The 25737-nt window shown below is 38.8% G+C and carries 21 protein-coding genes; 1 reads left to right on the top strand and 20 read right to left on the bottom strand.

Annotation, left to right across the window (positions count from 1 at the left end):
- Positions 1-6: 6 nt before the first annotated feature.
- The 18 genes from glpK to LC455_RS17080 all read right to left on the bottom strand — a co-directional run bounded on the left by glpK (position 7) and on the right by LC455_RS17080 (position 22397).
- Entirely contained in the window at positions 7-1497 is a 1491-nt protein-coding gene (gene glpK / locus LC455_RS17165; protein ID WP_223592564.1) for a glycerol kinase GlpK, read from the bottom strand.
- 15 nt (positions 1498-1512) lie between these two features.
- Entirely contained in the window at positions 1513-2073 is a 561-nt protein-coding gene (locus LC455_RS17160; protein WP_223592562.1) for a glycerol-3-phosphate responsive antiterminator, read from the bottom strand.
- A 68-nt stretch (positions 2074-2141) separates the two neighbouring features.
- The gene (locus tag LC455_RS17155) at positions 2142-2978 is read right to left on the bottom strand and encodes a sugar phosphate isomerase/epimerase family protein (RefSeq protein ID WP_223592560.1); all 837 of its coding nucleotides are present in this window, start codon (positions 2976-2978) and stop codon (positions 2142-2144) included.
- A gap of 78 nt (positions 2979-3056) precedes the next feature.
- A complete protein-coding gene (kduD, locus tag LC455_RS17150; protein WP_223592558.1) occupies positions 3057-3839 on the bottom strand; it encodes a 2-dehydro-3-deoxy-D-gluconate 5-dehydrogenase KduD in 783 nt (260 codons plus the stop codon).
- A gap of 31 nt (positions 3840-3870) precedes the next feature.
- The gene (kduI, locus tag LC455_RS17145) at positions 3871-4701 is read right to left on the bottom strand and encodes a 5-dehydro-4-deoxy-D-glucuronate isomerase (protein WP_223592745.1); all 831 of its coding nucleotides are present in this window, start codon (positions 4699-4701) and stop codon (positions 3871-3873) included.
- Positions 4702-4737: 36 nt separating this feature from the next.
- Positions 4738-5751 carry a sugar kinase gene (locus LC455_RS17140; RefSeq protein ID WP_223592556.1) on the bottom strand — a complete coding sequence of 338 codons (1014 nt, stop codon included), beginning with the start codon at positions 5749-5751 and terminating at the stop codon, positions 4738-4740.
- On the bottom strand, positions 5748-6398 hold the full coding sequence (locus tag LC455_RS17135; protein ID WP_223592555.1) for a bifunctional 4-hydroxy-2-oxoglutarate aldolase/2-dehydro-3-deoxy-phosphogluconate aldolase: 651 nt from the start codon (positions 6396-6398) through the stop codon (positions 5748-5750). The genes LC455_RS17140 and LC455_RS17135 overlap by 4 nt, the downstream gene beginning before the upstream one ends.
- Positions 6395-8821 carry a glycoside hydrolase family 31 protein gene (locus tag LC455_RS17130; RefSeq protein ID WP_223592553.1) on the bottom strand — a complete coding sequence of 809 codons (2427 nt, stop codon included), beginning with the start codon at positions 8819-8821 and terminating at the stop codon, positions 6395-6397. The genes LC455_RS17135 and LC455_RS17130 overlap by 4 nt, the downstream gene beginning before the upstream one ends.
- Before the next feature lie 75 nt (positions 8822-8896).
- Positions 8897-9715, bottom strand: coding sequence for a carbohydrate ABC transporter permease (locus LC455_RS17125; RefSeq protein WP_440446408.1), 819 nt, complete (start codon positions 9713-9715; stop codon positions 8897-8899).
- Complete coding sequence (locus LC455_RS17120) at positions 9712-10644, bottom strand: carbohydrate ABC transporter permease (RefSeq protein ID WP_223592550.1); 933 nt, start codon at positions 10642-10644, stop codon at positions 9712-9714. Before LC455_RS17120 ends, LC455_RS17125 begins: the two co-directional genes overlap by 4 nt.
- A gap of 78 nt (positions 10645-10722) precedes the next feature.
- Complete coding sequence (locus tag LC455_RS17115) at positions 10723-12009, bottom strand: ABC transporter substrate-binding protein (RefSeq protein WP_223592549.1); 1287 nt, start codon at positions 12007-12009, stop codon at positions 10723-10725.
- Between the two features lie 27 nt (positions 12010-12036).
- Complete coding sequence (gene bglB / locus LC455_RS17110; RefSeq protein ID WP_223592548.1) at positions 12037-13125, bottom strand: beta-galactosidase BglB; 1089 nt, start codon at positions 13123-13125, stop codon at positions 12037-12039.
- The gene (locus LC455_RS17105; protein WP_223592547.1) at positions 13104-15614 is read right to left on the bottom strand and encodes a hypothetical protein; all 2511 of its coding nucleotides are present in this window, start codon (positions 15612-15614) and stop codon (positions 13104-13106) included. The genes bglB and LC455_RS17105 overlap by 22 nt, the downstream gene beginning before the upstream one ends.
- 180 nt (positions 15615-15794) lie before the next feature.
- Complete coding sequence (locus LC455_RS17100; protein WP_223592546.1) at positions 15795-17357, bottom strand: response regulator; 1563 nt, start codon at positions 17355-17357, stop codon at positions 15795-15797.
- On the bottom strand, positions 17350-19116 hold the full coding sequence (locus LC455_RS17095; protein WP_223592545.1) for a cache domain-containing sensor histidine kinase: 1767 nt from the start codon (positions 19114-19116) through the stop codon (positions 17350-17352). The genes LC455_RS17100 and LC455_RS17095 overlap by 8 nt, the downstream gene beginning before the upstream one ends.
- Positions 19117-19121: 5 nt before the next feature.
- Positions 19122-19751 (bottom strand): YesL family protein, encoded by a 630-nt coding sequence (locus LC455_RS17090; RefSeq protein WP_223592544.1) that lies wholly within the window; start codon positions 19749-19751, stop codon positions 19122-19124.
- Positions 19752-20014: 263 nt separating this feature from the next.
- Entirely contained in the window at positions 20015-20695 is a 681-nt protein-coding gene (locus LC455_RS17085; protein ID WP_223592543.1) for a helix-turn-helix domain-containing protein, read from the bottom strand.
- A gap of 421 nt (positions 20696-21116) precedes the next feature.
- Positions 21117-22397 (bottom strand): alpha/beta hydrolase-fold protein, encoded by a 1281-nt coding sequence (locus LC455_RS17080; RefSeq protein ID WP_223592541.1) that lies wholly within the window; start codon positions 22395-22397, stop codon positions 21117-21119.
- 319 nt (positions 22398-22716) lie between these two features.
- Between LC455_RS17080 and LC455_RS17075 the strand changes: the two genes are divergently transcribed.
- Complete coding sequence (locus LC455_RS17075) at positions 22717-23409, top strand: aspartate/glutamate racemase family protein (protein WP_223592539.1); 693 nt, start codon at positions 22717-22719, stop codon at positions 23407-23409.
- A 104-nt stretch (positions 23410-23513) separates the two neighbouring features.
- Here LC455_RS17075 and dgoD read toward each other — a convergent pair whose 3' ends face one another.
- Both dgoD and LC455_RS17065 read right to left on the bottom strand, forming a co-directional pair.
- Positions 23514-24662: a galactonate dehydratase gene (gene dgoD / locus LC455_RS17070; RefSeq protein WP_223592537.1), complete on the bottom strand. Its 1149-nt coding sequence runs from the start codon at positions 24660-24662 to the stop codon at positions 23514-23516.
- Positions 24663-24697: 35 nt separating this feature from the next.
- Positions 24698-25720 (bottom strand): 2-dehydro-3-deoxygalactonokinase, encoded by a 1023-nt coding sequence (locus tag LC455_RS17065; protein ID WP_223592535.1) that lies wholly within the window; start codon positions 25718-25720, stop codon positions 24698-24700.
- Positions 25721-25737 lie beyond the last annotated feature (17 nt).

Raw genomic sequence — 25737 nt, 5'->3', positions numbered from 1 at the left:
AAATTTTTATTTGAATGCCATGGCCGCTTTTACTGCCTTTTGCCAGCCTTCATATAGGGCATTTCGTTGGTTTTCATCCATTTCAGCTTCAAAGGTTCGATCAATTTGCCATTGCATTGCAATTTCCTCTTTGCTGCTCCAGTAGCCGACTGCTAAACCAGCCAAATACGCCGCACCCAAGGCTGTTGTCTCGTTCACAACCGGCCTTTCCACCGGCACATTTAAGAGATCACTTTGGAATTGCGTTAAGAAATTATTCTTCACCGCTCCCCCATCTACCCTTAGTGCTTTAAGGGAAATGCCGGAATCCTTTTCCATCGCTGCTAACACATCTTTTGTCTGGTATGCCAGTGACTCCAATGTGGCCCGAATGAAATGTTCTTTGGACGTCCCTCTCGTTAAACCAAAGACAGCTCCCCTTACATCGCTGTCCCAATACGGCGTGCCTAATCCAACAAAGGCTGGAACAACATAAACCCCTTCTGTTGATTGAACCTTGCTCGCATAACTTTCTGTATCTGCTGCATCTTTAATCATCCGCATTCCGTCTCGCAGCCATTGAATCGCAGAGCCTGCGACAAAAATACTGCCCTCTAAAGCATAACTGACTTTACCATCCAACCCCCAGGCGATGGTGGTCAGTAGGCCTTGATCTGACTTAATGCCGCTTTCACCCGTATTCATCAACATAAAACAGCCTGTCCCGTACGTATTTTTTGCCATTCCTTCTTCAAAACACGCCTGGCCAAATAGCGCCGCTTGCTGATCACCAGCTGCTCCGGCAATTGGTACTTCTTTCCCAAAAAAGTGATATTCAATGGTGTGAGCATATATTTCTGAGGACGGCTTTACTTCTGGAAGCATCGATTCAGGAATGTCCAAAGCTTCTAGGATCTCCTTATCCCATTTCAATTCATGAATATTGTAAAGCAATGTGCGTGACGCATTCGAATAGTCTGTGACATGCGCTTTCCCGCCAGATAATTTCCAAATTAGCCAGGTGTCAATCGTTCCGAATAAAAGTTCTCCTCTTTCCGCTTTTTCCCGAGCACCTTCAACATGATCGAGGATCCATTTTATTTTCGTTCCTGAAAAATAAGCATCGATAAGCAAGCCTGTTTTTTGACGGATTTTCTCTTCAAAGCCAGCTTGTTTTAGCTCCTCACAAATGGAAGCTGTTTGTCTTGATTGCCAAACAAGGGCATGGTAAACGGGCTTTCCTGTCTGTTTATCCCAAACGACCGTTGTTTCGCGTTGGTTGGCAATCCCGATCCCCGCAATTTGTCCCGCGCTAATGCCGGATTCCGATAAACAAGAAGCAATAACGGATAAGATACTTCCCCAAATCTCATTCGCATCGTGCTCGACCCAGCCTGGTTTTGGAAAATACTGAGTGAATTCCTTTTGGGCAGAATACACGACTTCTCCTTTTTTATTAAAAATAATCGCCCGTGAACTAGTGGTTCCTTGATCAAGTGATAAAATATATTTTTCCATTCGAAATCCCCCGGATTATTTTTCTGAATAGTAATCCCAAAGGTCCACTTTAGATGTCGTCACAGCAATGCCCCCCGCTTCAATCGCCTTGTTGACATCATGGACCGTTCGGATTAATCCTCCAGCGAACACAGGGATACCTGTCGTCTCTTTGATTTCTCGAATCATACTTGGAATAACCCCTGGCAATACCTCGATAAAGTCTGGCTGTACTTTCTTGATGACTTCACACGTTTTTTCGACTGCATTGGAATCAAGCAAGAATAATCGTTGAATCGCATAGATCCCTTTTTGTTTCGCTTTAGTGATAACGGCCGCTCGAGTAGAAATTAATCCAGCCGGTTTTACTAACTGGCATAAAAAATCAGCTGCATGTTCGTCATTCTTTAACCCTTGGATTAAGTCAACGTGAATAAACAGCTTTTTGTTTACCCGATTTGCGGCTTTAACAAAACTCGGGATTTGGGCAATCTGAGAATCTAACACAACCCCATATTCGTACGTACTCTCCAAAAACCGCTCAAGCCCTTTTCCATTTTTTATCGATGGTAGTATTGTTTGATGTTGGAAGGTCATAAAATACCTCTTTTCTTATTATCATATCGCTTTGTATGACTAATTAAGGAAAAATATATAATGGGACATTATGCCCGATTATATTTTTCTCTGAGAAAGGAGATACTTCTATCAATATATGGTTCCTTTGTTTCTTCTAGTAATATATTGATGAACGGTTTTTTCTCTTTTATAAATTTGAACAATGTATCGTAATTCAGCATTCCTTCTCCAACGGTTGTTGTCATTATACTATTATCTTCTATTATAAAATCCTTGGCGTGCAGGATAATGATTCGTTCTCCAAATAGTTCAAATGCTTCTGCGATTACAGCTTCTTGGTTTTGATAGTTCTCAATCGTTAAATAATTTACTGGATCAAAGATAACTTGAAGATTGTTAGAATTGACACTCTCGAGGAGTCTTTTCATCATTCCTGGAGAATATACAGGGTGATTAATTCCACCCTCTATCCCAACTATTACTCCGAATTTCTCTGCCTCTTCCACAAGCTCTCGAACACTTTTTACCACTTCAAGAAACGGTTCTTCTTTAAAATTCTCTTTTGTATAGACAATTTCTGCGTTAACATTTCCCGTTTCGGTTCCAACAATACTACATCCAAAATCTCTGGCAAAGCGAAGATGCTCCTTGAATCGGTCCAACGCTTTTCTTCTTTCATTCAAATCTGGATGGATCATATTGATGTAACATCCTAAGACGGCAATTTGAATATCTTCCTGGCGGAACGCTTTTCCGATATGATAGGCCATTCCAGGGCTAAGGCTCCCTAAGCCGGTGTTTATATCAGGAAAAGATTTGTTTAACGCTAACTGAACGGAAGTAAGCCCTTTAGAAGAGATCTCTCTAACTAATTCCTCTAATGGCAAGTTTTCAATATCATGTGCCCTTATACCAATATTCATGCTTCAACCACCTCGAATTTGCTAATGATAAAAAAAGTAAGCCGTATCGTGAAGTGACTAGGGCTTACTTTTTCAAATTTATCTTGCCAGCCATCCGCCATCTACAACAAGTGTATGTCCATTCATATAATCAGACGCTTTGCCTGCTAAGAAAACGACGGCACCCATTAAATCGGCAGGGGCAGCCCACCTTGCTGCCGGAATACGTGATAGAATTTCTGCATTTCGTTTTTCATCTTCACGGATAGGAGCCGTATTTTTCGTTGCAACATATCCTGGCGCAATCGCATTTGTTTGAATTCCATATTCAGCTAATTCATTGGCAAATGACTTGGTCAGACCTGCAACGGCATGTTTACTTGCCGTATAGGGAGGGACAAATTTTCCGCCTTGGAAGGACAGCATCGATGCGATATTAATAATTTTCCCACTCTTTTGTTCCATCATCACTTTTGCAGCTTCTTGGCTTAGAAAATAAACAGCATTTAGATTAAGGTCCATCACCGCATCCCAATCCTCTTGTTGATACTCTAGAAGCGGTGCACGGCGAATGGTGCCTGCATTGTTCACAAGAATATCAATTCTACCGAATGCCTTTAGACACTCAGATACGACTTCCTTAATGATTTCTCTATTCGCTAAATCAGCCTGGAAAAATTCTACCCGGCCACCCTCTTTTTCAATAAGTCCCTTCGTTTCATCCCAATTAGTTCCATGGGTGACAACAAATAGATCGGCACCTGCCTTAGCAAGCGCTACCGCATAGGCTTGACCAAGTCCGGTGTTACCACCTGTAACAATCGCGGCCTTTCCCGCCAATGAGAAAAAATCCAATGAGAATTCATTCAATTGAAGCGTCATCCTTAAACCCCCTTTTGTTAAAATGATTCTGTTACCTTAGTTGTTCCATTTTGACATGGTCCATGTCATCGTAAGTAATGTTCTCTCCGCACATCCCCCAAATAAAGGTATAGTTACTAGTAGCAGTCCCTGTATGGATAGACCAGCTGGGTGAAATAGCTGCTTGTTCGTTTTTCATGACTAAGTGTCTTGTCTCATCCGGTTTCCCCATGAAATGAAAAACGCGAGTATCGGGCTCCATATCAAAGTATAAATAGACTTCCATCCGCCGCTCATGAGTATGACAAGGCATGGTGTTCCAAACACTTCCCGGAGATAGCATGGTTAGTCCCATTTGAAGCTGACAGCTTTCACATACATTTGGGTGGACATATTGATAGATTTTCCGTTCATTTAAGGTTCCCGGAGCTCCAGCCTCTAAGGGTTTAATTTCATTAATATCGATCTTTACTGTTGGATAGGTATGATGGGCTGGTGTTGAATTAATATAGAATTTCGCAGGGTTCTTTGGATCCTTTGATCGGAATAATACTTCCTTCGTTCCCCTGCCGACATACAGACCATCACGACGTTTCATGTTATATTCCTCGCCATCCAAAATGACAAGACCGTCTCCGCCAATATTAATAATTCCCAGCTCACGGCGTTCAAGGAAGTAACTGACCCCTAATTCTTTATCGAGCTTAATGGTCAATTCTTCTTCTGCCGGTGTTACTCCACCAAAAATCATGCGATCGGCATGGGTGTAAGTTAAATGTACTTTTCCTGGTTCAAAAATGGTTTCAACTAAAAAATTTTCTCTTAATTCATCCGTATTAAATCTTTTAATTTCTTCCGGGTGGTTTGCATAACGCGTTTCCATTTCCATGATCCATGTCCTCCTATAAAGCTTCTATTTTTAACGAACAATTTTACCAGGTTCATTTTCAGCAAATGCCATAATTTCATCCTTAGAAAAGGTATTGCAATCCCCATACACCGTATGCTTTAAGACAGACGCTGCCGTGGCAAATGAAATTACCTGTTGCGGCAGCATTTCTTCGATAATCCCGTATAAAATACCAGCCGCAAAAGCATCCCCGCCGCCCACGCGATCAACAATATCATCAATAGGATAGTATTTTGACTGATACAACGTCCCATTTAAAAATAAATTCCCTTGCAAGGTATTATACGAGGCAGAAAGTACGTTTCGGAAAGTCGAATATAAGTATTTGATATTCGGATACATTTCTACTATTTTTTTATAGTAATACGTAAGCTGCTGCTCTTTATTTAATGTAGTATCTGCTTTTTGTATGTTTAAGAGATAAAGAGCATCTAATTCCCCGCATGAACAGATATCAACATAGGGCAGAAGCGGGGTAATCGCTGCAGCCGCCTCTTTTTGGCTCCATAGCTTTGAACGGTAATTAAAATCAAAGCTTGTTGTGACACCAAGCTCTTTCGCTTTCATTAAGGCAAGCAATGTTACTTCTTTTAACGAATTAGATAACGCAGGTGTTATTCCTGAAACGTGAAAGAGGTCTGCTCCTTGAAAAATCTCAGTAAAGCTAACCTCATCGACGGTAAGCTGAGAAAAGCTTGAATGCTTCCGGTCGTAAGTGACTTGCGCACCTCTGGCACCCGCCCCTACTTCCAAGTAATAGGTGCCTAAGCGCTCTCCGCCCTTCAACAAGTAGTCAGTATGAACACCAAATGACCGTAAATGTCTTTCCGCTGCCAACCCAAGCGGATTATTCGGCACTTTACTAACAAAGTAAGCTTCATATCCAAAATTGGCCAGTGCAATGGCAACATTGGCTTCTGCACCGCCATAATGCATTGAAAGCTGATCAGATTGAAAAAGTCGTTCTCCATGATTGGTAGATAACCGAAGCAGGATTTCTCCTAAGGTGACAATCTTTTTCATAGGTTATTCCTTCTTGCTTCTTTGACTTTTTCTACATACTGAACGGCAAAATCAGTGATTTTTTCATAGTCTCCCGTTTTAGCAGTTGCAATCAAATTACCGCCAACGCCAACGGCTGCACAACCATTTTGAATCCACTGATGGACATTTTCGAGGCTGACTCCCCCTGTCGGCATCAAATTAACTTGTGGAAGCGGCGCTTTAACCGCTTTGACAAACTCCGGTCCAAAGGCGTTTCCAGGAAACAGCTTGATAATATCTGCACCAGCTTCTAGGGCACACTTCATTTCTGTAATGGTCATACATCCAGGCATATAGGGAATTTGATATAAATTACACAATTTGGCTGTTTCTCCGTCAAAGCAAGGACTTACAACGAACTGAGCCCCTGCCAAAATAGCAATCCTTGCCGTAGTTGCATCAAGAACTGTTCCTGCTCCAATAACAACATCACTATTTCGATACACTTCAGCCAATTCATTAATAACCTCTTCAGCACCTTCGACCGTAAAGGTTACCTCAATCCCAAAAATTCCACCCTTTACACAGGCATCTGATATCTTAATCGCTTCCTCCTTAGAGTCAGCTCTTACAACCGCTACCACTCCACAATCAGTTATCCTGGAAAGAACATTTAATTTGTTCATCGCTGCCTCCAGTTGTCATTATTCGAACTGTCTTGTTGTATTTTCACACGAACCGGAAGTACTGAATTTATTGCTTCCCCATTAACATAAAGGTTCCGTTTATCCGTTTTTGGCAAATAGATACTAACAGAATCATAAGGAAGTTGATAATTCCCTTCCATAGCTATCTGGATTTCTACACTTTCTTTAGTAGTCTTCATATCTACTAATAGGAATGAAGACTCACCTTTTGTATAGGTTAATGAAATCCCGTCATCTTCATAGAATCGTTCGCTTATATGCTCTTCCCTTAAGGAAGGATATAGACGTATTCCTCTTGCATCCTCCGATTTATTTTTAAACGTGATTTCCCCATCACGAATCGGGAAAGCGGAACCCGCCTGTGCAAAAAGCGGAATGACGTTCAGTGGTGCATCTACGATAATAGTTTGACCACCTTGATACCATTGATCAGAATTCATATCATACCAGCCCTTATCATTTTCTGGCAGATATACACTTCGTTGAGTGGCTCCTTTTTCTACTACACTACAAACCAATAAATTCTCACCGACCATAAAGTCATCATTCTCTTCAAAGGTTTTTGAATCATGTTCAAAATAATAAAAAGTAGGAGTAAGGATTGGTTTATATTCTTGACTTGCCTTATGAAGCAAATGGTAAAAATAAGGGATCCACTTCACACGTTCCTTCATAAAGCTCCGTATGATCTCGATCTGTTCCGGATACATCCAGGGAACATTGACGGATTGATCCTCATTCCACGAATGAATGGTGAATCTCGGATGGAAAATGCCATTTTGAATCCACCTGATAAATAATTCTGGTTCTGGTGCTAAACCGCTAAATCCGCCAACATCATGTCCAAAATTATATACACCTGACAAACTCATGCTTAACCCCATCTTGATATTAAATCGCAGCGTTTTCCATTCCGTTAAATTATCTCCCGACCATGTTTGCACATAACGCTGCATGCCAGGCATGCCTGATCTTGAAATTAAATATGGTCTACTATTAGGAGCAAATTCTTTTTGAGCTTCATAAGACGACTTGAGCATTAACAGCGTTTGAATGGGTTTAATATCCTCGACAGGAATGCTCTTGCCAAAGCCATTGGCACGTGCCTGTTTATTCCAGATTTCAAATTCATTGTTATCATTCCAGGTGGAGTCAATCCCAAAGGATAAGAGCTGCTCCTTGACATTTCCTTTCCACCATTGGATAGTCTCCGGATTCGTAAAATCAAGATAGGATCCATCATCATCCCAAAATTGGACTAATTCAGGATCTTGATTATTATCCGTTTTTATAAACATTCCCTTTTCAGCCAGTTCAGGGTATTGCGGATGGTCCTGAAGTAAGCATGGTTTAATATTGGCACAAACATGTAACCCATTCTTATGGAAATGATGGTTCATGGCATGCGGGTCAGGTATTTTATCGTAATTCCAATTAAATACATACCTCTTTCCGTCAATAGTGGTATATCCAGAGGACAACTGAAAGGAATCACAAGGAATATCATATTCCACACAAGAATCTACAAATTTCTTTAATTGTTCTTGTGCATCTGGCGCATCCGTATACGTCATCGTTGACCCTGAATAACCAAGACTCCATTTTGGAGGGAAAATCGTCTTGCCCGTAAGTTTTGAATATTTTTCAACAACGTTATGAATATTAGGACCCAAAATGAAATAATAATCCAAGTCGCCTTTTTCTGCGTAATAATACCTGTAAAAGCCATGATAATTGTCAAGCTCCGCACCTAAATCAAAAATAGAGTCGGAGTAATTATCATAAAACAGTCCATAAGATAGCTTCGTTTTTTGATTATGGGTCAGGTAAAAAGGGATATGCTTATAAAGCGGATCGGTAAACTCAGCATCATAACCCATGGCGTCAATGGTCTTCATGATATAACGCCTTCTAGTCTTATTTAGTGTTCCGCTTTTCTCACCTAAACCGTAAAAATTATCTTCCTTGTATCGCTCAAGATAATGATAGACCCCGTCTCCAAGCTTGTTGTTATAGTTATAACTCTGTGTTTTTCGGTCATTCGCTATTAAAATTTCTTCGCCGTTTATTTTTGCATACCAAGAGATCTTAAAGCCGTCTAATTGAATGACCGCTTTTAAAAGATGGGTTTCAATGATTACTCGCTCACTGCCAACTTGTTTTTGGAAGGCTGGTAATGAGAATGAAGTTAAATCAAAACGGTCTCTTCCTTCAAAAGGAATATCTTCTGCATCCGGGGCAATTGCCCAAGTCGTCGATAGAGCTGGTTCACAATCAGACGACATAAATACTCTGCATAAATCTTCTTCTAAAACCATAAAAATGATTTTCTTATCATTGCATTCAAAGAAAAGTTGATTATTTTCTTCTTTTATAAAGTCAAACTTCCAAGCCAAGCTCATGATTTTCACCTTTTCGCTATTTTTTAAAACAGAGATAAACCGCTTGGATTATCTCTGTTAAACTTGATCAATCTATTAATCTTTCATACCAGAAGTAGCCATTCCCTGAATAAACTGCTTTTGGAATATTAAAAACACAATTAATACAGGGATCATGGTTACGACGGACATCGCCAATAGGCTTCCCCAGTCGACATTAAATTCACCGATGAAATTGGATAAGGCTAATTGGACGGTATATTTCGTTGGATCACTAATAACAATCAATGGCCAAATAAAGTCGTCCCATCTCCACATGAAGGAAAAGATGGCGAGGACAGAAATAATCGGTTTGGCAATCGGAACAATCAGTTTCCAAAAAATCTTCCACTCTCCAGCGCCATCTATTCTAGCCGCTTCAATCAACTCATCAGGTACGGTCAATAAATACTGTCTTATTAGGAATACCCCAGTCGGTGTTGCTGCTGGAGGAATAATAATTCCCCAAAGAGAATTGTACAGACCTAGTTTGCTTATGACCGAAAAAATAGGGGTCATAATAACTTCGAGAGGGATCATTAAGGTTGAGATAAATCCGATTAACAACCATGTGTCCCCTTTAAAACGATACTTGGCAAGAGCATAGCCTGCCATCGTATTAATGATTAACGTTAGGACTGTAGCGGTTACCGTCACAAACGTACTATTGAGAAAATAGGTGCCGAAATTCCCTTTCTCAAAGGCTGCAATAAAGTTTTCAAAGGTTGGATGATCCGGAATAAATTTTGGAGGCCAACTATATAATTCGGTAGAATCTTTTATGGAAGAAAGGACTACCCATATGACTGGAAAAATGAAGATACAAACAAGAACAGACAAAGCTAAATAGATGAGGATATTAGATTTCTTTTTCAATCGATTGTACCTCCTTTTGTCCATTTAAATTGAATAACCGTAAAGATGGCAATCACCACAAACAGAACAACGGACATCGCACTTGCGTAACCCAATTCCCCTTTTTTGAAACCAAATTCATAAATATATTGAACAAGGTAGGTGGTTTGCTTTGCCGGTCCTCCACCAGTCAAGGCCAAGACGAGCGGATATTGCTTAAAGGATTCAATCAAGAGCAAGATTAACACTAAAAAACTAGTTGGTTTTAATAATGGTAAGGTGATGCTCCTAAACATTCTAAACTTTGAAGCTCCATCCATTTGGGCGGCTTCATAATAGGAGGTAGGGATACTTTGTAACCCAGCCATAAAAATCACCATAAAGAACCCTATTCTTGCCCAAATCGTTCCAACAACAACCGTCATGTTGGCAAATACCGGGTCGGATAACCACTTTATTGGTTTGAAGCCTAATGACTCAATCAAATAATTCAAGACACCGAAGCTATCCCCAAAAATCCATTTCCAGGTCACACCAACAATAATCGCTGAAATCATCGTTGGCCAATAAAATATTGCACGAAAGAAGCCTTTTACTTTAATTTCCTTGATCAACAACATAGCAATTCCAAGGGAACATATAAATATGAGTGGCACTACCGCAAAAGCATATTTAAATGTATTAGCAAATATCTTCCAATACTCAGAGCTCTGAAACACTTCTTTGTAGTTTTCAATTCCAACGAAGTTCATTTCCGATAATCCATCATAGTCTGTGAAAGAATAATAGAGTCCCACGATGGCAGGAACGACAATGAATGTAAAAAAGATGACGAAATTTGGAAGTACAAAAAAATAGGGAACAATTTGCCGCTTCAGTTTATCTGATCGAAAGGAGGATTTTTTGGCAGTTTTTATCGCCGCATCTTCTTTGATTATTGGTTCCACCATATTCACCTGCCTAAATTATTTATTTAGCTTTTTAATAGTAGTGACCACCCCAAATCTGGGGCAGTCACGAGTGGACTATTATTTAGAATCTGCAATAGCTTCCTTAAGTTTCTCGGCAACTTTATCCATGGCTTCTTTTGAAGATACCCCGCCGCTAAGAACTTCTACTACTGCGTCTCTTATATCAGTAGTAACCTTAGAGATGACCACTTGATTGCCCCAGTCATTTGCTGCAACCTCTGGTGTATTTTCTAATTCATTAGAGAACACTTTAAACATATCTTTACCAAACGCATAATCCAATTCGTTATTATCTTTTCTAGCACTTAGGAATAGTGAGTTTTGGTTGAATTTCGCATTAACCTCTTTTGATGATAAGTATTTAATAAATGCAGCCGTCTCTTTTTCTACTCCTGTTTTTTGGAAGCCCATGATGTATTTACCGCCAGGTACAGAAGAACGGATTTCTCCTTTTGGAAGGTACGTTACCCCCCACTCAAAGTTGTTAATATCTTTGTAGTTACTTAACATCCAGTTTCCAGCTAAGTGAGCAGCTGCTGTTCCAGAACGGAATAAGTTATTAGGATTTTCTCCACCCAACCAAACAGACTCAGGAATGATTCCATCTTTATGAAGCTTTTTAAAATAGTCTAATGTGGCAACACCATTTTTATTATTAATCGCTGGTGCAGAACCATCTTTTGTAAAAATACTTCCGCCAAATTCATAAACTAAAGTAGAATATCGATGTGGAGTGAAATCTACTAATAATCCGTATTTTGCTCCGCCTTTTTCCTTTACTTGCTTAATTGCGTTTTCAAATTCATCCCATGTCCAAACATCATCTGGTGATTGTGGAACTTCAACTCCTGCTTTTTTAAACAATGTTTTGTTATAAATGATGCCGTTTGCCGTAACATCCATTGGTGTCGCAATGATTTTATCTTTCTTTACATAGTAAGGTTTAATAGAAGGAAGGAATTGAGAGGTGAATTTATCGACTCCTCCAACATATGGTTTAAGGTCCATCGCCTGTTCGGCAAAGATTCCGGTATCAGTGACACGTGCTAACGCAGGTGGTTTTCCTCCAGCGATCATCGTTTTTAATTTTGTTGTGTAATCTTGATAGGCCACTTCAATTAACTTAACTTCTACGTTTTTATTTTCTGCTTGATAATCTTTAATGATGTCTCTCATGACATCGCCTTCTACCCCATCAGTAAACCAGAGAAAGTCCAATGTAACCTTTTTACCGTCTGATTTGCCGGTACCACTTGATTTTGAGCTATCAGAACAGGCTACAACACCAATTAATAAAACAGCTGCAAGCAATGACATCGTAAGCATTCTTAGCATTTTTTTCATAAAATACATCTCCCCTTTTTCGAATTTTTAATTTTTTACCGTCTCACTAGTAACAAACTCTATTGATTCGACTAATAATAGGATGGCTAAGGCTTGACCATAGGTCATCGGACTGATCGGGATGTTTTTATAAAATTCGTCATCCAGCCCAACCGGCGTCCCATATGATACTTTTTGAACCACGCCCTGTTCATCGATTACATCCATCACTGCTTCTAAAGCCTTTAACCCAATTGGTAAATACGCCTTATCAAGGTACCCTTTTCTAACACCTTTGATGATTCCATAACCAAAAGCGGCAGTGGCAGAGGTTTCTTCATAGGAACTTGGATTGTCTAAAACGGTATGCCATAAACCACTATCAGCTTGTAGTTTTGACAATGCCTTCACTTGACTGTGCCATGTAGCTAATAAATAATCTTTTATACTTTTTTCTAATTCAACTATTTCAAAAAACTCTAACAACCCGCATGTATACCAGCCATTTCCTCTTCCCCAGCGGACAGCACCGTAGTTGTGATTCTCATTAAAATCCCAACCGTGATAAAATAACCCTGTTTCTTTGTCATATAAGTATTTAATATGAATGAGGAACTGGTTTTTCGCTTCCTCGATATATTCTGGCCGTTTAAAATAAGTACCAGCTTTAGCAAGGAATAACACGGTCATAAATAAGGTATCAATTAATATCTGACCATCATTCGGGTCACCCGTAATCATATGCTGCAAGGCTCCGTCACCGGTACGAATCATCTCTTCCATGATCCAAGTACTCCATTCATCACATACAGCAATATACTTGGAATCATTGGTTTCCTCGGCCAGATGGATGAGAGTAAGCAGCGGTGCCATCGTATTGACATTTTTTTCAGGGAGGCCTTCCGCAATTCTTTGATCAAACCAATCTAATAAAAACTGAAGGGTCTCTTGGTCATTGGTTAATTTATAGTATTTATACAGGCCATAAATCCCGACACCTTGCGGCCATTCCCACAGATTAATGTCTATCAAACCAATCGGAAATTCTTCGACAAACCCATCATCATTTTTCAATGATTTCAGTGCATTCTTTACAAGATGAACCTTTGATTCGATTAATTTTGAATGAACGACCATTTTTCTAGAGCTCCTTCTGTTTTCTGATCTGAATTTAATTGTATAACATCATTCACTGTAAATGGCCCCTCCCAGGAGCTTTGAGCTTTACCGTGAATAGGATCATGAAAAATGAATTCTTCTCCAATGTGTTTCAGTTCTGCATTCTTAATACTAGTGATAAATTGGGAGAAGGAAGCAAACTGTTGAACATGGCTATTTCGTAAGATCCACTTATTTTCTCTACCAATCGATATCAGTTCCCGTTTTTTGTTCTGGCCCTCCGTCTGTAAGATCAATCCATTTTTTGCATAAAGCGCAATATAGGAATCTCCTATTTTTCCAAAGCACCAATTTCCGGTGATTTCCACTTGCTCGAAAGCGGTGAGTGGAAAATAGGCATGAGTATAATCAATTTCATTTTCCGGATCAATCTTATAGTGGATAAAAGCGATATCCTGATATTGATCAACCTTTGGCAATTGACCATTTCCAGCCCAAAAGCTTGGCCGTCCTGTCCCTAGTTCAGTTTCTTCTCCAGGATGATTTATCCATACAATCGCTTCTGGACTAAGCGTAGAATGGACGACGTGCTCCGAGTAACCGCTTCCACCAGGCCGGTACTCGACGGCACTTGATAGTAATCCGAACCTGTTTTTATAAGTATAAAGATCGACAAAGCCCTTTGTTCCCTGATGATGTTTAAACACAACATTCTCATCCGCGCATAAACCAATCAAGGACCGATAATCAGGTGGTTCATATTCTGACATAGATAAAGCTGCTGCGGCAAAGGTTGAGTTATTTAAAGTTCCTTTTCCATAGGCGATCCATAGTAAGGAAGTAGTCGCATTATTATAATTTCCCTTTAATTCTTTTTCGTAAATACGACCGTGTGAACAAGATAAGTAGCCATTATGACAATTTAACGCCATTAAGCGAAAGGTTGTATCCAGTGCTTGCTTCGCTGCGTTTTTCAATTCCAGGTCATTGACCAAATCATATACTTGCAAGAATCCCATCACGTTTATCGGAATATACGCACTTGAATTCCACTCTGCCAAGCCTTCATCATTAAATTTTTCAAACCATTTTTTCAGCCTGACTTTTGCCCTTTCAACATGGACAGAACCAAGGATGTTTGCGTTAGGGAATATTTCGTTCGGGAATAATTGTCCCGCTAAATATTCACAAGTGTGGAATAGCAAGGCGTGATTCTCACTAAAGAACCACATGACATCATCCCCAGGTTCATCAAACCAATAGCGATAATTGAGAATGGCCTGCTTACATTCCTCCCACAAGCTCTCTTCAAATAATTCCGTATCATGAAAATCTGCCCAAAAACGGAATAGTTGGTTAAAATAAAAGTCACTGCAATCAAATCTGGCATTAATCACTTGCAGCGTATCCCTAACAATCAATTCAACTAACTCTAAATCATCGCCTGTTTTAGCTAATAAATAAGCTCGATGGATATCCTTTTTTCCATATTTGGCGATAAAGGACGAAGCCTGTTGCTTTCTTACTTGGAGATGATCTGGTACCTCTTGTGGTACTAGGTTTTCCGGATATAGTTGAAGAAACATATTTTTTTTGAGCACAACCGATTGGTACCGGATGTTGATGGATAATAGCACATTGCCCATTCCAAGTTCTTCAACTTCACCAAGTATTACTTTTTCGCAGTTTGGCCGAACAATCCTGTTCAGTTCTTTCTTTTCGCCCCACCACTCTGTTTTAAACTCACATTCCAATTGGACTTGCCCCGCTAGTGGGTTATCAAAATAAAGGCTAACTTCACCAGACGTGAGGACATCGCTAGGAAAATAGGCATTTTTTAATGCTTCTTCTAACAAATGAATGTCGTCGGAGGACGTATCACCAATTGGAAGCACCATTTCTAAATCTTCAGTCCCGAGGTAATCCATCCTAAAGTAAAACAGTGTATCCCGCTCTGCCAGATCCTCGGAAAGAACTAAAAATTCATTATCTCCTTCACGAAGCATAACCTCAAATCCAATATTCTTTTCTTCATTTCTTGTATAAGGGGAAAATTGTAATACTTTTTCACCATTTACCCAAAGGTTCACACTTCCGCATGTAAAAAGTTTAAAAGTGGCGTTTTGGGCTTTATTTGAACGAATGTTGGTTATGGCCCATGATTGTAGATGGGTGGGTTGCTGCCAAAATCCTGACTGTTCAATTTTTTTGTTCTTCCATGGAAAATAGAGCTGCCATGTCTTTGTTGACGTTTGGTAGGATAACGATTTTCCAGGGGAAACCTCTGATTGGTCAATTCTTTGCTTTTCAACCTTCAATTCAGCTTCGATGAATTCTTTTCGGTTGGGATTTTCAAATACAGCAAATCCCTCAGTAAGCCAGCGATTTAAATCCCCTGTGAAATCCATGGTGATCTTTTTAAAAGATTTTTCTTCTTCAAAAGTCCCTGCGACCAACCAACGATTAATAGGCTTAAGATGATTTAATGGATAGATTATCTGATTCATATATTCCCCTCCCCCCGTTTGATAACGCTTGCATTATTCTTAATTTTTATTTTATTTGATAACTCACGGAGAGAATGGTTGAAATATTTGTATTAGTTGTTGAAAATTTTGATATTTACTTTTTCGACCGAAAAAAGAAAAACCCCGATGGATATTCCATCATGGGTATGTGTCAATGAATCATGGGAGTTTCTTATAGTCTGAGGGTGTGGTTCTCATAATTTTTTTAAAGACTTGACCAAAATATCTCGCATCTAAAAACCCTACTCTTTTTGCCACCTCGTTGGTCTTTAAATCCGTAGTAATTAATAGTTTTTGGGCAATCAGCATCCTTTTTTCTGTAATAAAATTACTTAGATTTTCACCTGTCTCCTTTTTAAAGGAGCGACTTAAATAGCTAACGCTTACATCAAGCTGGTCAGCAATAAATTGGGTGCTTAAATCTGGATTGGCATATTCCTTTTCAACCATTCTTTTTGCCAGCTCGACGACGCCTATATTATTTTGATTCATCATTTCATAAAGATGATTTTTTATCGATACACACGTTTGTTTCATGAAATCTTTGAGTTCATCAAAGGTTTGACACTGTTCAAGTTGCTCATAGCCAACAACCATTTTAAATTTCCTATCCCATTTTGCCACTACCAACCCCAGTTTGATTAATAACTCTAAGCATTGGTTTAATACTAACCGCTTATCATACGTATACTTAATCTCCTTGAAGATGGTCTCTAATTCATGAAGAATTTCCTCCTGTGTCCATTCTTCAAACATTTCGATAAACCTGGCTGATTTTGTTGAGAAATCGTAATTCGTCATTCCATCGTTGATCTCATCATAAAAATGTATTTTTCCACTACCGATAAAAAAGCTCTTCGTTAACGCCTTTAAAGATTGTAAATAAGAGGTATGGATGGAATGAATAGAAGTATAAACGCCGCCAATCCCGATCAGAGCTTTTATTCTATTACCCTCTATAGAATAGTTAAAAATACTATTAGACAAATCTTTTAAATGAGTTTTGATTTCTTTATTATTGTTGCGAAATGGAAAAGCAGGAAAGACAAGGAGCTGCTGATTATGATTCACAAACCGTACTGTAAGGTTGTTGCTTTTACATAACTCCTCAATAGAGGTTCGTAGAGCTTCAAGGGCTTGTTTACTCTGTGAATCACCATATACTTCGATGGTAATAACGGCCCCTTTTCCAAGCGTAATATTAAAGTGATCAATTCGTTGGCTTACGTTTTGAGTATTCACGATTCCTTTAACGGAGACATCATGTAATAATGATTGCTCAATGATAGGAATGCTCTCCTGTAAGGCAGACTCCAAATATTCATATTTTTTCTCTTGATCTCTTTTTTGTCCAAGAGCCTTTACAGCCTTTTTAATTACATTCATGACCTCATCGATCACCGTTGGTTTAAGTAAATAATCAAATACACCATATTTTAGTGCCTCTTTGGCAAATGTAAATTCATCGTAACCTGATAAAAGTATGATAATCATATCTTTATAGTTTTGATGAACATAATCAGCCAATTCTAATCCTGTTTGGCCAGGCATGACAATATCCGACACTACGATATCTGGTTTAAGCAAATCTATTTGTTCTTTTCCCTCGTATCCATTCGAAGCTATTCCACAAATCATGCAGCCTAAACTAGCCCAATCGATTTTTTCAGATAAACCCTTACTGATAAATGGTTCATCGTCAATAATAAGCACTTTATACATTTCTGAATCCCTCCCTTTGAACAGGTAAAATCAGCTCAAATAAGGTTCCAACATTGATATTACTTTCAATCTTTAGCCCATTTTCTTCCCCAAACAATAACCTGATCCGGTTCTGGACATTTAAAACACCATTTCCAGTCCCTTGCTTTTCATCAAGATGAACATAGCTTCCTTCGGAAAGGGCGTGGATGGTATGTTCATCCATACCTACTCCATTATCGATTACTTGTATGTGTAATTTGTTACCTTTTATATTTCCATTGATAAATAAATACCCGTTGTCTATCTTCTTTTCAAGACCATGAATCATAGCATTTTCAACGATTGGCTGCAAAATAAGCTTTGGCACCAAACAATCGTTAGCCTCTGGATCTATATTGATCGAAAAATGAATTTTGTCTTGAAACCTAATTTTTTGAATCGTCATATAATCTTCAATATAATTCATTTCTTCTTCAAGCCGGATAAGCTCTTGATTATTTTTAATACTCGTTTTTAACAATCTACTTAATGAAACCGTCATTTTACTGACTTCATCCGTTTTTCCAAACTGCGCCATCCAATTAATCGCATCTAATGTATTATAAAGAAAATGGGGATTAATCTGGGCTCGAAGCGCTCTCAGTTGGGCGTCCTTTTCATTTATATCCTTTTGGTAGATATCGGAGATTAAGGTATTAATTTTATTCATCATTCTATTAAAGCTTTCTCCAACTCTACCAAGCTCATCTACACGGTCGATTTCTACCTGAGCATTGAAGTTATCTTTTTCAACTTCATCCATCACCAAACTTAATGTATTTAATGGTTTGACAAAATAATTTGTACTTATCCAAATAAAGATAATACCGATTATGATGGCCAGAATTCCAATTAAAAAGACAGACTTTCCAATAAGAGCAGGGCCTTCTGAAATCTCATTCAAGCTAACTAAAGAAATAATTTTCCACCCTGTTAAATTAGATTTGAACGTGCTCACAAACATTTTCCCGTACTTCGGTATCTCAATAAATGAATCTTCATCAGTTGATATATTTTTTGAATTAGATAGCCACGATGTAACTCTTTTCAGTTCTTCATCATTCGAATTCGATAAAACCACATTATTTTGGCGATCTAGGATAATGAGATGTCTTTCTTCAGTTGGATCAAATTTCTGAATTCGATCCTGCAAATACGATTTGTCCATTGACATGGTTAAGTAACCGATTACTTTCATCCGATAAGAGTTTGTATCGTAGATCATCCGATTAGCTGTAATGACAGACTTCTCTGCACTCCAAGTCACTTTTCCACTCTCATCATACAATTCTGGATGTAATGTTTTAAAAAACGGATAATCATTGTTATTTACGCTTCTTCTTAAATTCACTCTTAAGCTTTCCATGTCATAAAGATAGATGAGGTCTACTTCATCGAACATCATCGTTTCGTCTGTAACTTTAGAAGATAAGTATCTATTTAAGAGATTCTTGGCTTTATCATTTTCATATTTGCTTTGTAAGAGACTTTGTACATCATTGTTAAACGATACTCCATCCATAACACGATTAAAGGAATCCACCATATTATCGATACTTTTACTAATTTGTGTTACCATTACGGAATTATATCTGACTGCATCCTTAATCTGGATATGGATGGCGATTGTATAGGTGACAAGCGCTGTTAACCCGATAATGAAGGTGATTCCCAGAGCATGTTGGAACAACAATTGATTCTTCAAATGACGAAACTTGGGAAAACGTATAAATCTCATTTGCCCTACACCGTTTCTTCGGTTGGATATTTATTTTTCATCTTAAAAAATGTGCTTCTTGACACCCACATCATCATCATACTAGTCAGGCTGCCTCCAAAGAATACGAGAACTGGCGAGAAAGTAGAAAATAGGAAATAAAGCAGACTACTCCCCAATAAAATCCCAATTGTACTAAGCGGCCGATATACTCCTAATAAACAGGCAAATTTAATAGTTTGGAATAAATTAATTTCGTATGTTACAAAAACAGGGAATATATAAATTAATAGAACAAAATATATAATAGATACCAACATTACTAAGGCAGTTAGCACCTTAAACGCAAAACCTTCAAAGCTTGAAAAAAAGCTAAAATCAATATATAAAAAGATTCCTGTTATGGCGACAACAGTCCCCAGCAAATTTGCTTTGACAAAATACTTTTTATACGCAGCCCAGAAATACTTAAATATTGGGATATCTGTCTCTCCTTTAAGCCACTTTCTTGTGATTTCGAACATAGCAGCTGTTGCTGGAAAAAAACCTAGTAAAATGGCTCCCAGTAAAGAGAATACAACCCAAAGAATGTTTAAAATAGCTAGACGCATTATCCATTCACATAGTGTATACAAGCCTTGAAGTAAGCCTTTCATCCATTTGCCCCTTTCTAAAATATCGACTGTTGAAATGTTCCATTTATATTAAATATAACAAAATATTAATAAAGCAACCTTAACTTTCTGAACATTAGCAAAAAGTGGCATGTTGGAAAGACATGAAATATAATGATTTTTTTGACTTTTTGGAGGTCTATTGGAGTGACGGTGACAAGCGTTACAACGTAATTTGTGGGGTAAGTCAATTAATTGATCATCTCACCATCTTGCCAAGGAATGAGTGCTGCAGAAAAATTAACTTACTCACTTTTATGGCGATTTAACTTTCTTATTTTTTTTTGATAAGTTAAAGGTGATAAACCAGTAAATTTCTTAAATGCCCTGCTAAAATAAGCAGGGTTATTAATAAAGCCTATTTTTTCTGCTACATCACAGATCTGTAATTGGTTAGATTGAGTGATCAGTTCCTTGGCCCTAATCATGCGATAATGCATCAAATATTCGGTAAAGGTTTGCCCTGTTTCTTTTTTAAATTGCTTACCTAAATAGTCCTTATTCATAAAAAGTATTTCTTTAGCAAGCCACTTTAATGTTAATTCAGGATTACTTAAATGTCGATCAATCTCATCAATAACTTGATTTATAACCCTGCTATATTGTTTGGCATTTTTTCGGTATACTCTTCCAATATCGTTTGTAATGTTCATTAATTCTGTTTTGATACAGTCTAGATTATCCGTTTGGAAAATAACAATCATTTTATTCAGATATTCATTACTTTTATCAGAGGATGTATGACGTATGAGTACATAGATTAGCTTTAATATGTTTAATTTAGCATAGTCTTTTCCATACCTATTTTTGATAAGAGTCTGAAAAAAGTCATGAATCATTTCACTAGCTTTATCTATGTTGCCTTCAGATAAAGCAAGATTAAAGGGCTCAAAATTAAATTCTAACTTTTCCATAACGTTAAACATTTTCAGCCCCCATTTAGTAACAGTATTTTTCCATATGTATTTCTGTTCGATTGCGCTCCAGATTTATCAGATAACTATCTGATTCATATTTCCCGCCCACTGAAACCGCTTACTAATTTAATCAAAACTAAATATTCCCTAAATTTCATGATATCAAATAGTAAAAGGTTGAGTTGGTGGAAGATTTTGAATTATCTGTTGAAAATATTGAACTATTTTCTTTTAAGCCGAGGGTGTTGTTTAATGGGCGTAAAATAAGTTCGATTTCTTGAAGAGCGATTGACTCAGATACCAGTGGAATAAAAAAAAGATGACCCCTTACAGAGATCATCTTCTTAAGCTGCTTAGGCTTTTTTTAAAGCCCTTTATTAAGGGGACACTTTATTAACTTTTGGGGCTGCAAGTTACATTCCCTGTATCTTTACTCAACCTTCCACAAATGATCCTTTACAAAAGCGGCATATAATAACTGCCAAGTTTCCCAGTCATGCGCACCAGGAACCTCAAGATAAGAGTGGTCGATTCCCTTATTATTTAGGGCCTGGTCCAGACCTTTCACAGGTTCTAGCCCAAAATCCCAAACACCAGCGCCTAACATGACGGAAGGACGATCCAAATTGCTGTAATTATTGATATTTTCAAGTTCAGCTCCCGTAGTTGCATAACTCCAAATACCAAAATAAGCAAAATCATCCGCATGGTTGAAATACATCCGATTGGTGGTTAATCCCCCCATCGATAAACCTGCGTAAGCACGGCCTTCAGCGGTATTATATACATTATAGTGAGATTCAATATAAGGCATAATATGGTTAAACTGGTCTTCTTCAATTTTACTATAGTCCCAGCCAAAGTCCTGATTATTCATGGTTACTACAACAAAGGGCTCAGTTTTTCCCTCTGCTATCAGATTATCCGTAATATTAGCCACTGCCCCCTCGTTCATCCAGCGAAGTTCATTGCCATACTTATCGCCGGAATTGCCATGGGACAGATAAAGCACCTTGTAAGGTTTCTTGCGGTTTTCATTGTATCCTTGTGGCAGGTAAACAGCAAGCCCGCGTTTATCACCGGTAGCGCCTGTATAGGCTACGGTTTCCACTTTGCCAGTCTTATTTTTGCCGGGAAGCTCTACTGAGCGATCCAGCCATTTTCCTGTTCCCATTGTTTTTGAATTATACGGAACATAGACCATGCTAGACAGGCTATGAATACCTGTTGCAGTATTGGTTAGCGTCGGATTGTTGGGGTCATCCAGTCTTGCCTTTGTAGTTCCATCCGGATTGGTGATGCGGAAATTGTAGACAAAAGCGCCGCTGGACAGAGGAACTCTGGCTTCCCATAAATTTTTCCCGAGCTTTTTCATTGATAAATAATAGGTTGTATCAGCATTACCGCCAGCAGGGAACATACCCGCACTATACTCCTCCGGTTTATAAGGGGTTGTGAATCCACCTTCAATTGTGAAAAGATTGAAGCAGTCACTATATAGTTCAATCTTTGTTGCTGCTGCCGTCTTATCCTCATAGATAAACGTTGCATAATAGCCAGTCGGTGAAGCAGCATTCGCCTCCACCGTTACGCCGGGTTTATATTTAGCGTAATCAATTCCAGAAGTGCCTGAAGCTGAGACAGGCATGTTGCCGCTAAAGATCGAGGACAACATGAGTAAAATCACTCCTAAACTAAATACTTTTTTCATTTCCTTACTCCTTTCTCTCATACAAAATCTGTTAGTATTGTATAGTTATATCAAGGTGTGATTTAATCTTATAATTTTTCAAAATTGATGTTAATGCAAATAAAAGAGGTTAATTTTCACAATAAAGAGGTGTTATTTTAATTAATACGGCTAAATTCTATTAACATATAAAAAATAAAAACTGTAGATATTTATTCTACAGTTTTTATTTCCCCCCAAAAAAGAATGTCGAATTAATTCGATACCATCCCTTTAAATGATGGACTGTGCGGTTTATGATTAGATTAGATTAGTTAATTATGATCATTGGGGTGAGGGTATGAAAATAATTGGTCTTATTGGCGGTATGAGCTGGGAATCCTCGGTTGAATATTATCGGATTATTAACGAGGCGGTAAAAAGCAGATTGGGGGGGCTCCATTCAGCAAAGTGTCTGATGTATAGCGTAGATTTTGCCGAAATTGAACGCTGTCAGTCTGAGGGTAACTGGCAAAGAGCTGGAGAAATCTTAGCCGCAGCCGCCATTTCTTTAGAAAAAGCGGGTGCTGACTTTATCGTTATTTGCACGAATACGATGCACAAAGTAGTCGATGCCATTCAAGAAAAGATCACAATCCCTATTCTACATATTGCAGACGCGACAGCCGCTCAAATTAAAAAAAGTGACATTAGTACTGTTGGCCTGCTCGGAACAAAGTATACAATGGAACAGGATTTTTACATATCACGGTTAGAAGCAAATGGGATAAATGTGATTGTCCCTAACGATCACGAACGGGAAATGGTAAATGACATTATCTATAATGAGTTATGTTTAGGGAAAGTTCTTGATTCATCCAGAACCGATTATAAAAAAGTAATAAATTCTTTAATGGAAAACGGCGCGGGTGGAATAATCCTAGGTTGTACAGAAATTGGGTTATTAATAAAACAAGAGGATTCTAAGGTACCGTTATTTGATACTGCATCGATTCATGCGATTGCTGCGGTGAATAAAGCATTAGAACAATGAATTCCTCAATATTAAAAATGATGTGCCTTATCAAGTGTCAAACACTTGATTAAGGCACATCCTTGCTGTTTATATATATATGACCAAGAGAACCGTCTCCAATGTTACCATTCTGCGATGCTGCCATCTTTGTGACGCCAAATTGGGTTTCTCCAATTGTGGCCCACTTCTGCTTGTTTTCTTACAAATTCTTCATCAACCTCAATTCCTAATCCGGGACCTTGAGGAATCGATACATAACCGTCCTTATATTCAAAAACCGATTTATCCTTTATATAATCCAGCAGGTCACTGCCTTGATTATAATGAATCCCTAAACTTTGTTCTTGAATAAACGCATTATGTGAGGTCGCATCCACTTGAAGACAAGAAGCAAGCGCAATCGGTCCCAATGGACAATGCGGGGCAAGAGCTACATCATAAGCCTCCGCCATCGAGGCAATCTTTTTACATTCCGTAATTCCGCCTGCATGCGACACATCTGGCTGAATAATGTCTACATGCCCATCAGCTAGAACAGATTTGAAGTCCCAGCGGGAAAACATCCGCTCACCCGTCGCAATCGGAATCGAAGTATGCTGGGCAATTTCCTTTAAGGCTTCATTATTCTCGGCCAGTACAGGCTCTTCGATAAACATCGGGCGGAACTGCTCGAGTTCCTTTGCCAGAATCTTGGCCATTGGTTTATGAACCCTTCCGTGAAAATCAATCCCGATTCCCACATACTGCCCTACGGATTCGCGAACTGCGGCAATCCGTTCCAATACCTGATCAATTTTTTCATAAGAATCCACGTACTGAAGCTCTTCCGTTCCATTCATTTTTACAGCCGTAAAGCCAGCATCAACGACACTCTTTGCCGCTTTGCCCACATCCGATGGACGGTCGCCGCCAATCCAAGAATAGACCCTGATTGAATCACGGCACGCTCCTCCTAACAACTGATACACAGGGGCATTAAAATATTTTCCTTTAATGTCCCAAAGCGCTTGGTCGATTCCCGAAATGGCACTCATCAGGATCGGACCGCCACGATAAAATCCGGAACGGTATAACATGTTCCAATGGTCCTCAATTCGCAAAGGGTCCTTGCCAATTAAGTATTCCATTAATTCCTCTACACAAGCCTTCACCGTGGACGCTCTTCCCTCAATCACCGGTTCACCCCAGCCAACAATCCCTTCATCGGTTTCAATCTTTAAAAATAACCATCTTGGAGGAACTTGGAAAAGCTCGTAACTGCGTATCTTCATTCGAAACACTTCCTTAGATTTTTAGATTACATCTGTCAATCAATTAAACTATTTAACTCGCTGCACCTGGATATAATCTCTTCAGCCCCCAAAACGACTGAGTATTCTACCTGCGAATCATCCGCCTCGAAGATTTCCCACTCCTTATTCACAAAACTTAACAAATGGGTAAACACTTTTCGAAGAGGGGCGGATCCCCCAACAATGAACCATTTAATCTCATCAATCTCCTCTATGGATTGAAAAAGTGCCTGCAGGTCATTATAGATAACGGCACCAGCGAAATAGTTCGCCCGTTGGTTCGTATCCAGATCAGCAAATAAATGAAACAGGCGTATATGATAAAAAGTTCTTGTTAATCCATATTTCTTCGCCGCTTCAAACCCAGATTCAAGCATTTCCTTGTCGATGCTTTCCACCAGATTTTGTTCCAGTGAACTAGAAAGAATGGATTCCTTCTGGAGCGCATGCAGGGTCTCCCCGCCTAATGTCGATAAACAATATTGCAAATCCTTCTGATCATCGACAGCAACAAACTTGGTATGAGAACCTGGCAGAACCATCATCCCTTTACCCGTCACATCAAATTGCTTCAATAATCCAAAGGATTCCACTTCTTCTCCGCGCATGACATCATAATCATTAATACAGGAATACACATCATTCGGACTAGCATGCTTGGCCGAATTTTTCATCCCCGGAATAAAGAGACACGGGATATCGAAAAATTCCTTAAGCTTGATAACTTTTGAATACTTCGCAATGTCCTCCATTCCCGCAGGACTAGGGACATGAGGGATTTCATAGATTCCTAGATTGGAGGTAATCATCCCTGATGCAGCCATATACCCAATATCAGCGGGTGTTAAGTGATTTTTCGTTAGTAATCTCGCTATTCCATCACTTATTTGGGCTTTCAGATGGTGATTATTCCCTGAAATAGCTGTATCTCTTACGCCAACTCGAACCTTTTCAGAATCAAGAATTTGGCTGTTTTTTTTATCATATAGCCTTATTCTAGAATTGGTCGTTCCAGAATCAATCAGGATTACCTTCAAATTCAACACCACTTTTC

The organism is Neobacillus bataviensis (assembly GCF_019969725.1).
Note: the sequence above shows the minus strand (reverse complement) of the source record. Positions and strands in the feature narration are given on the sequence as shown.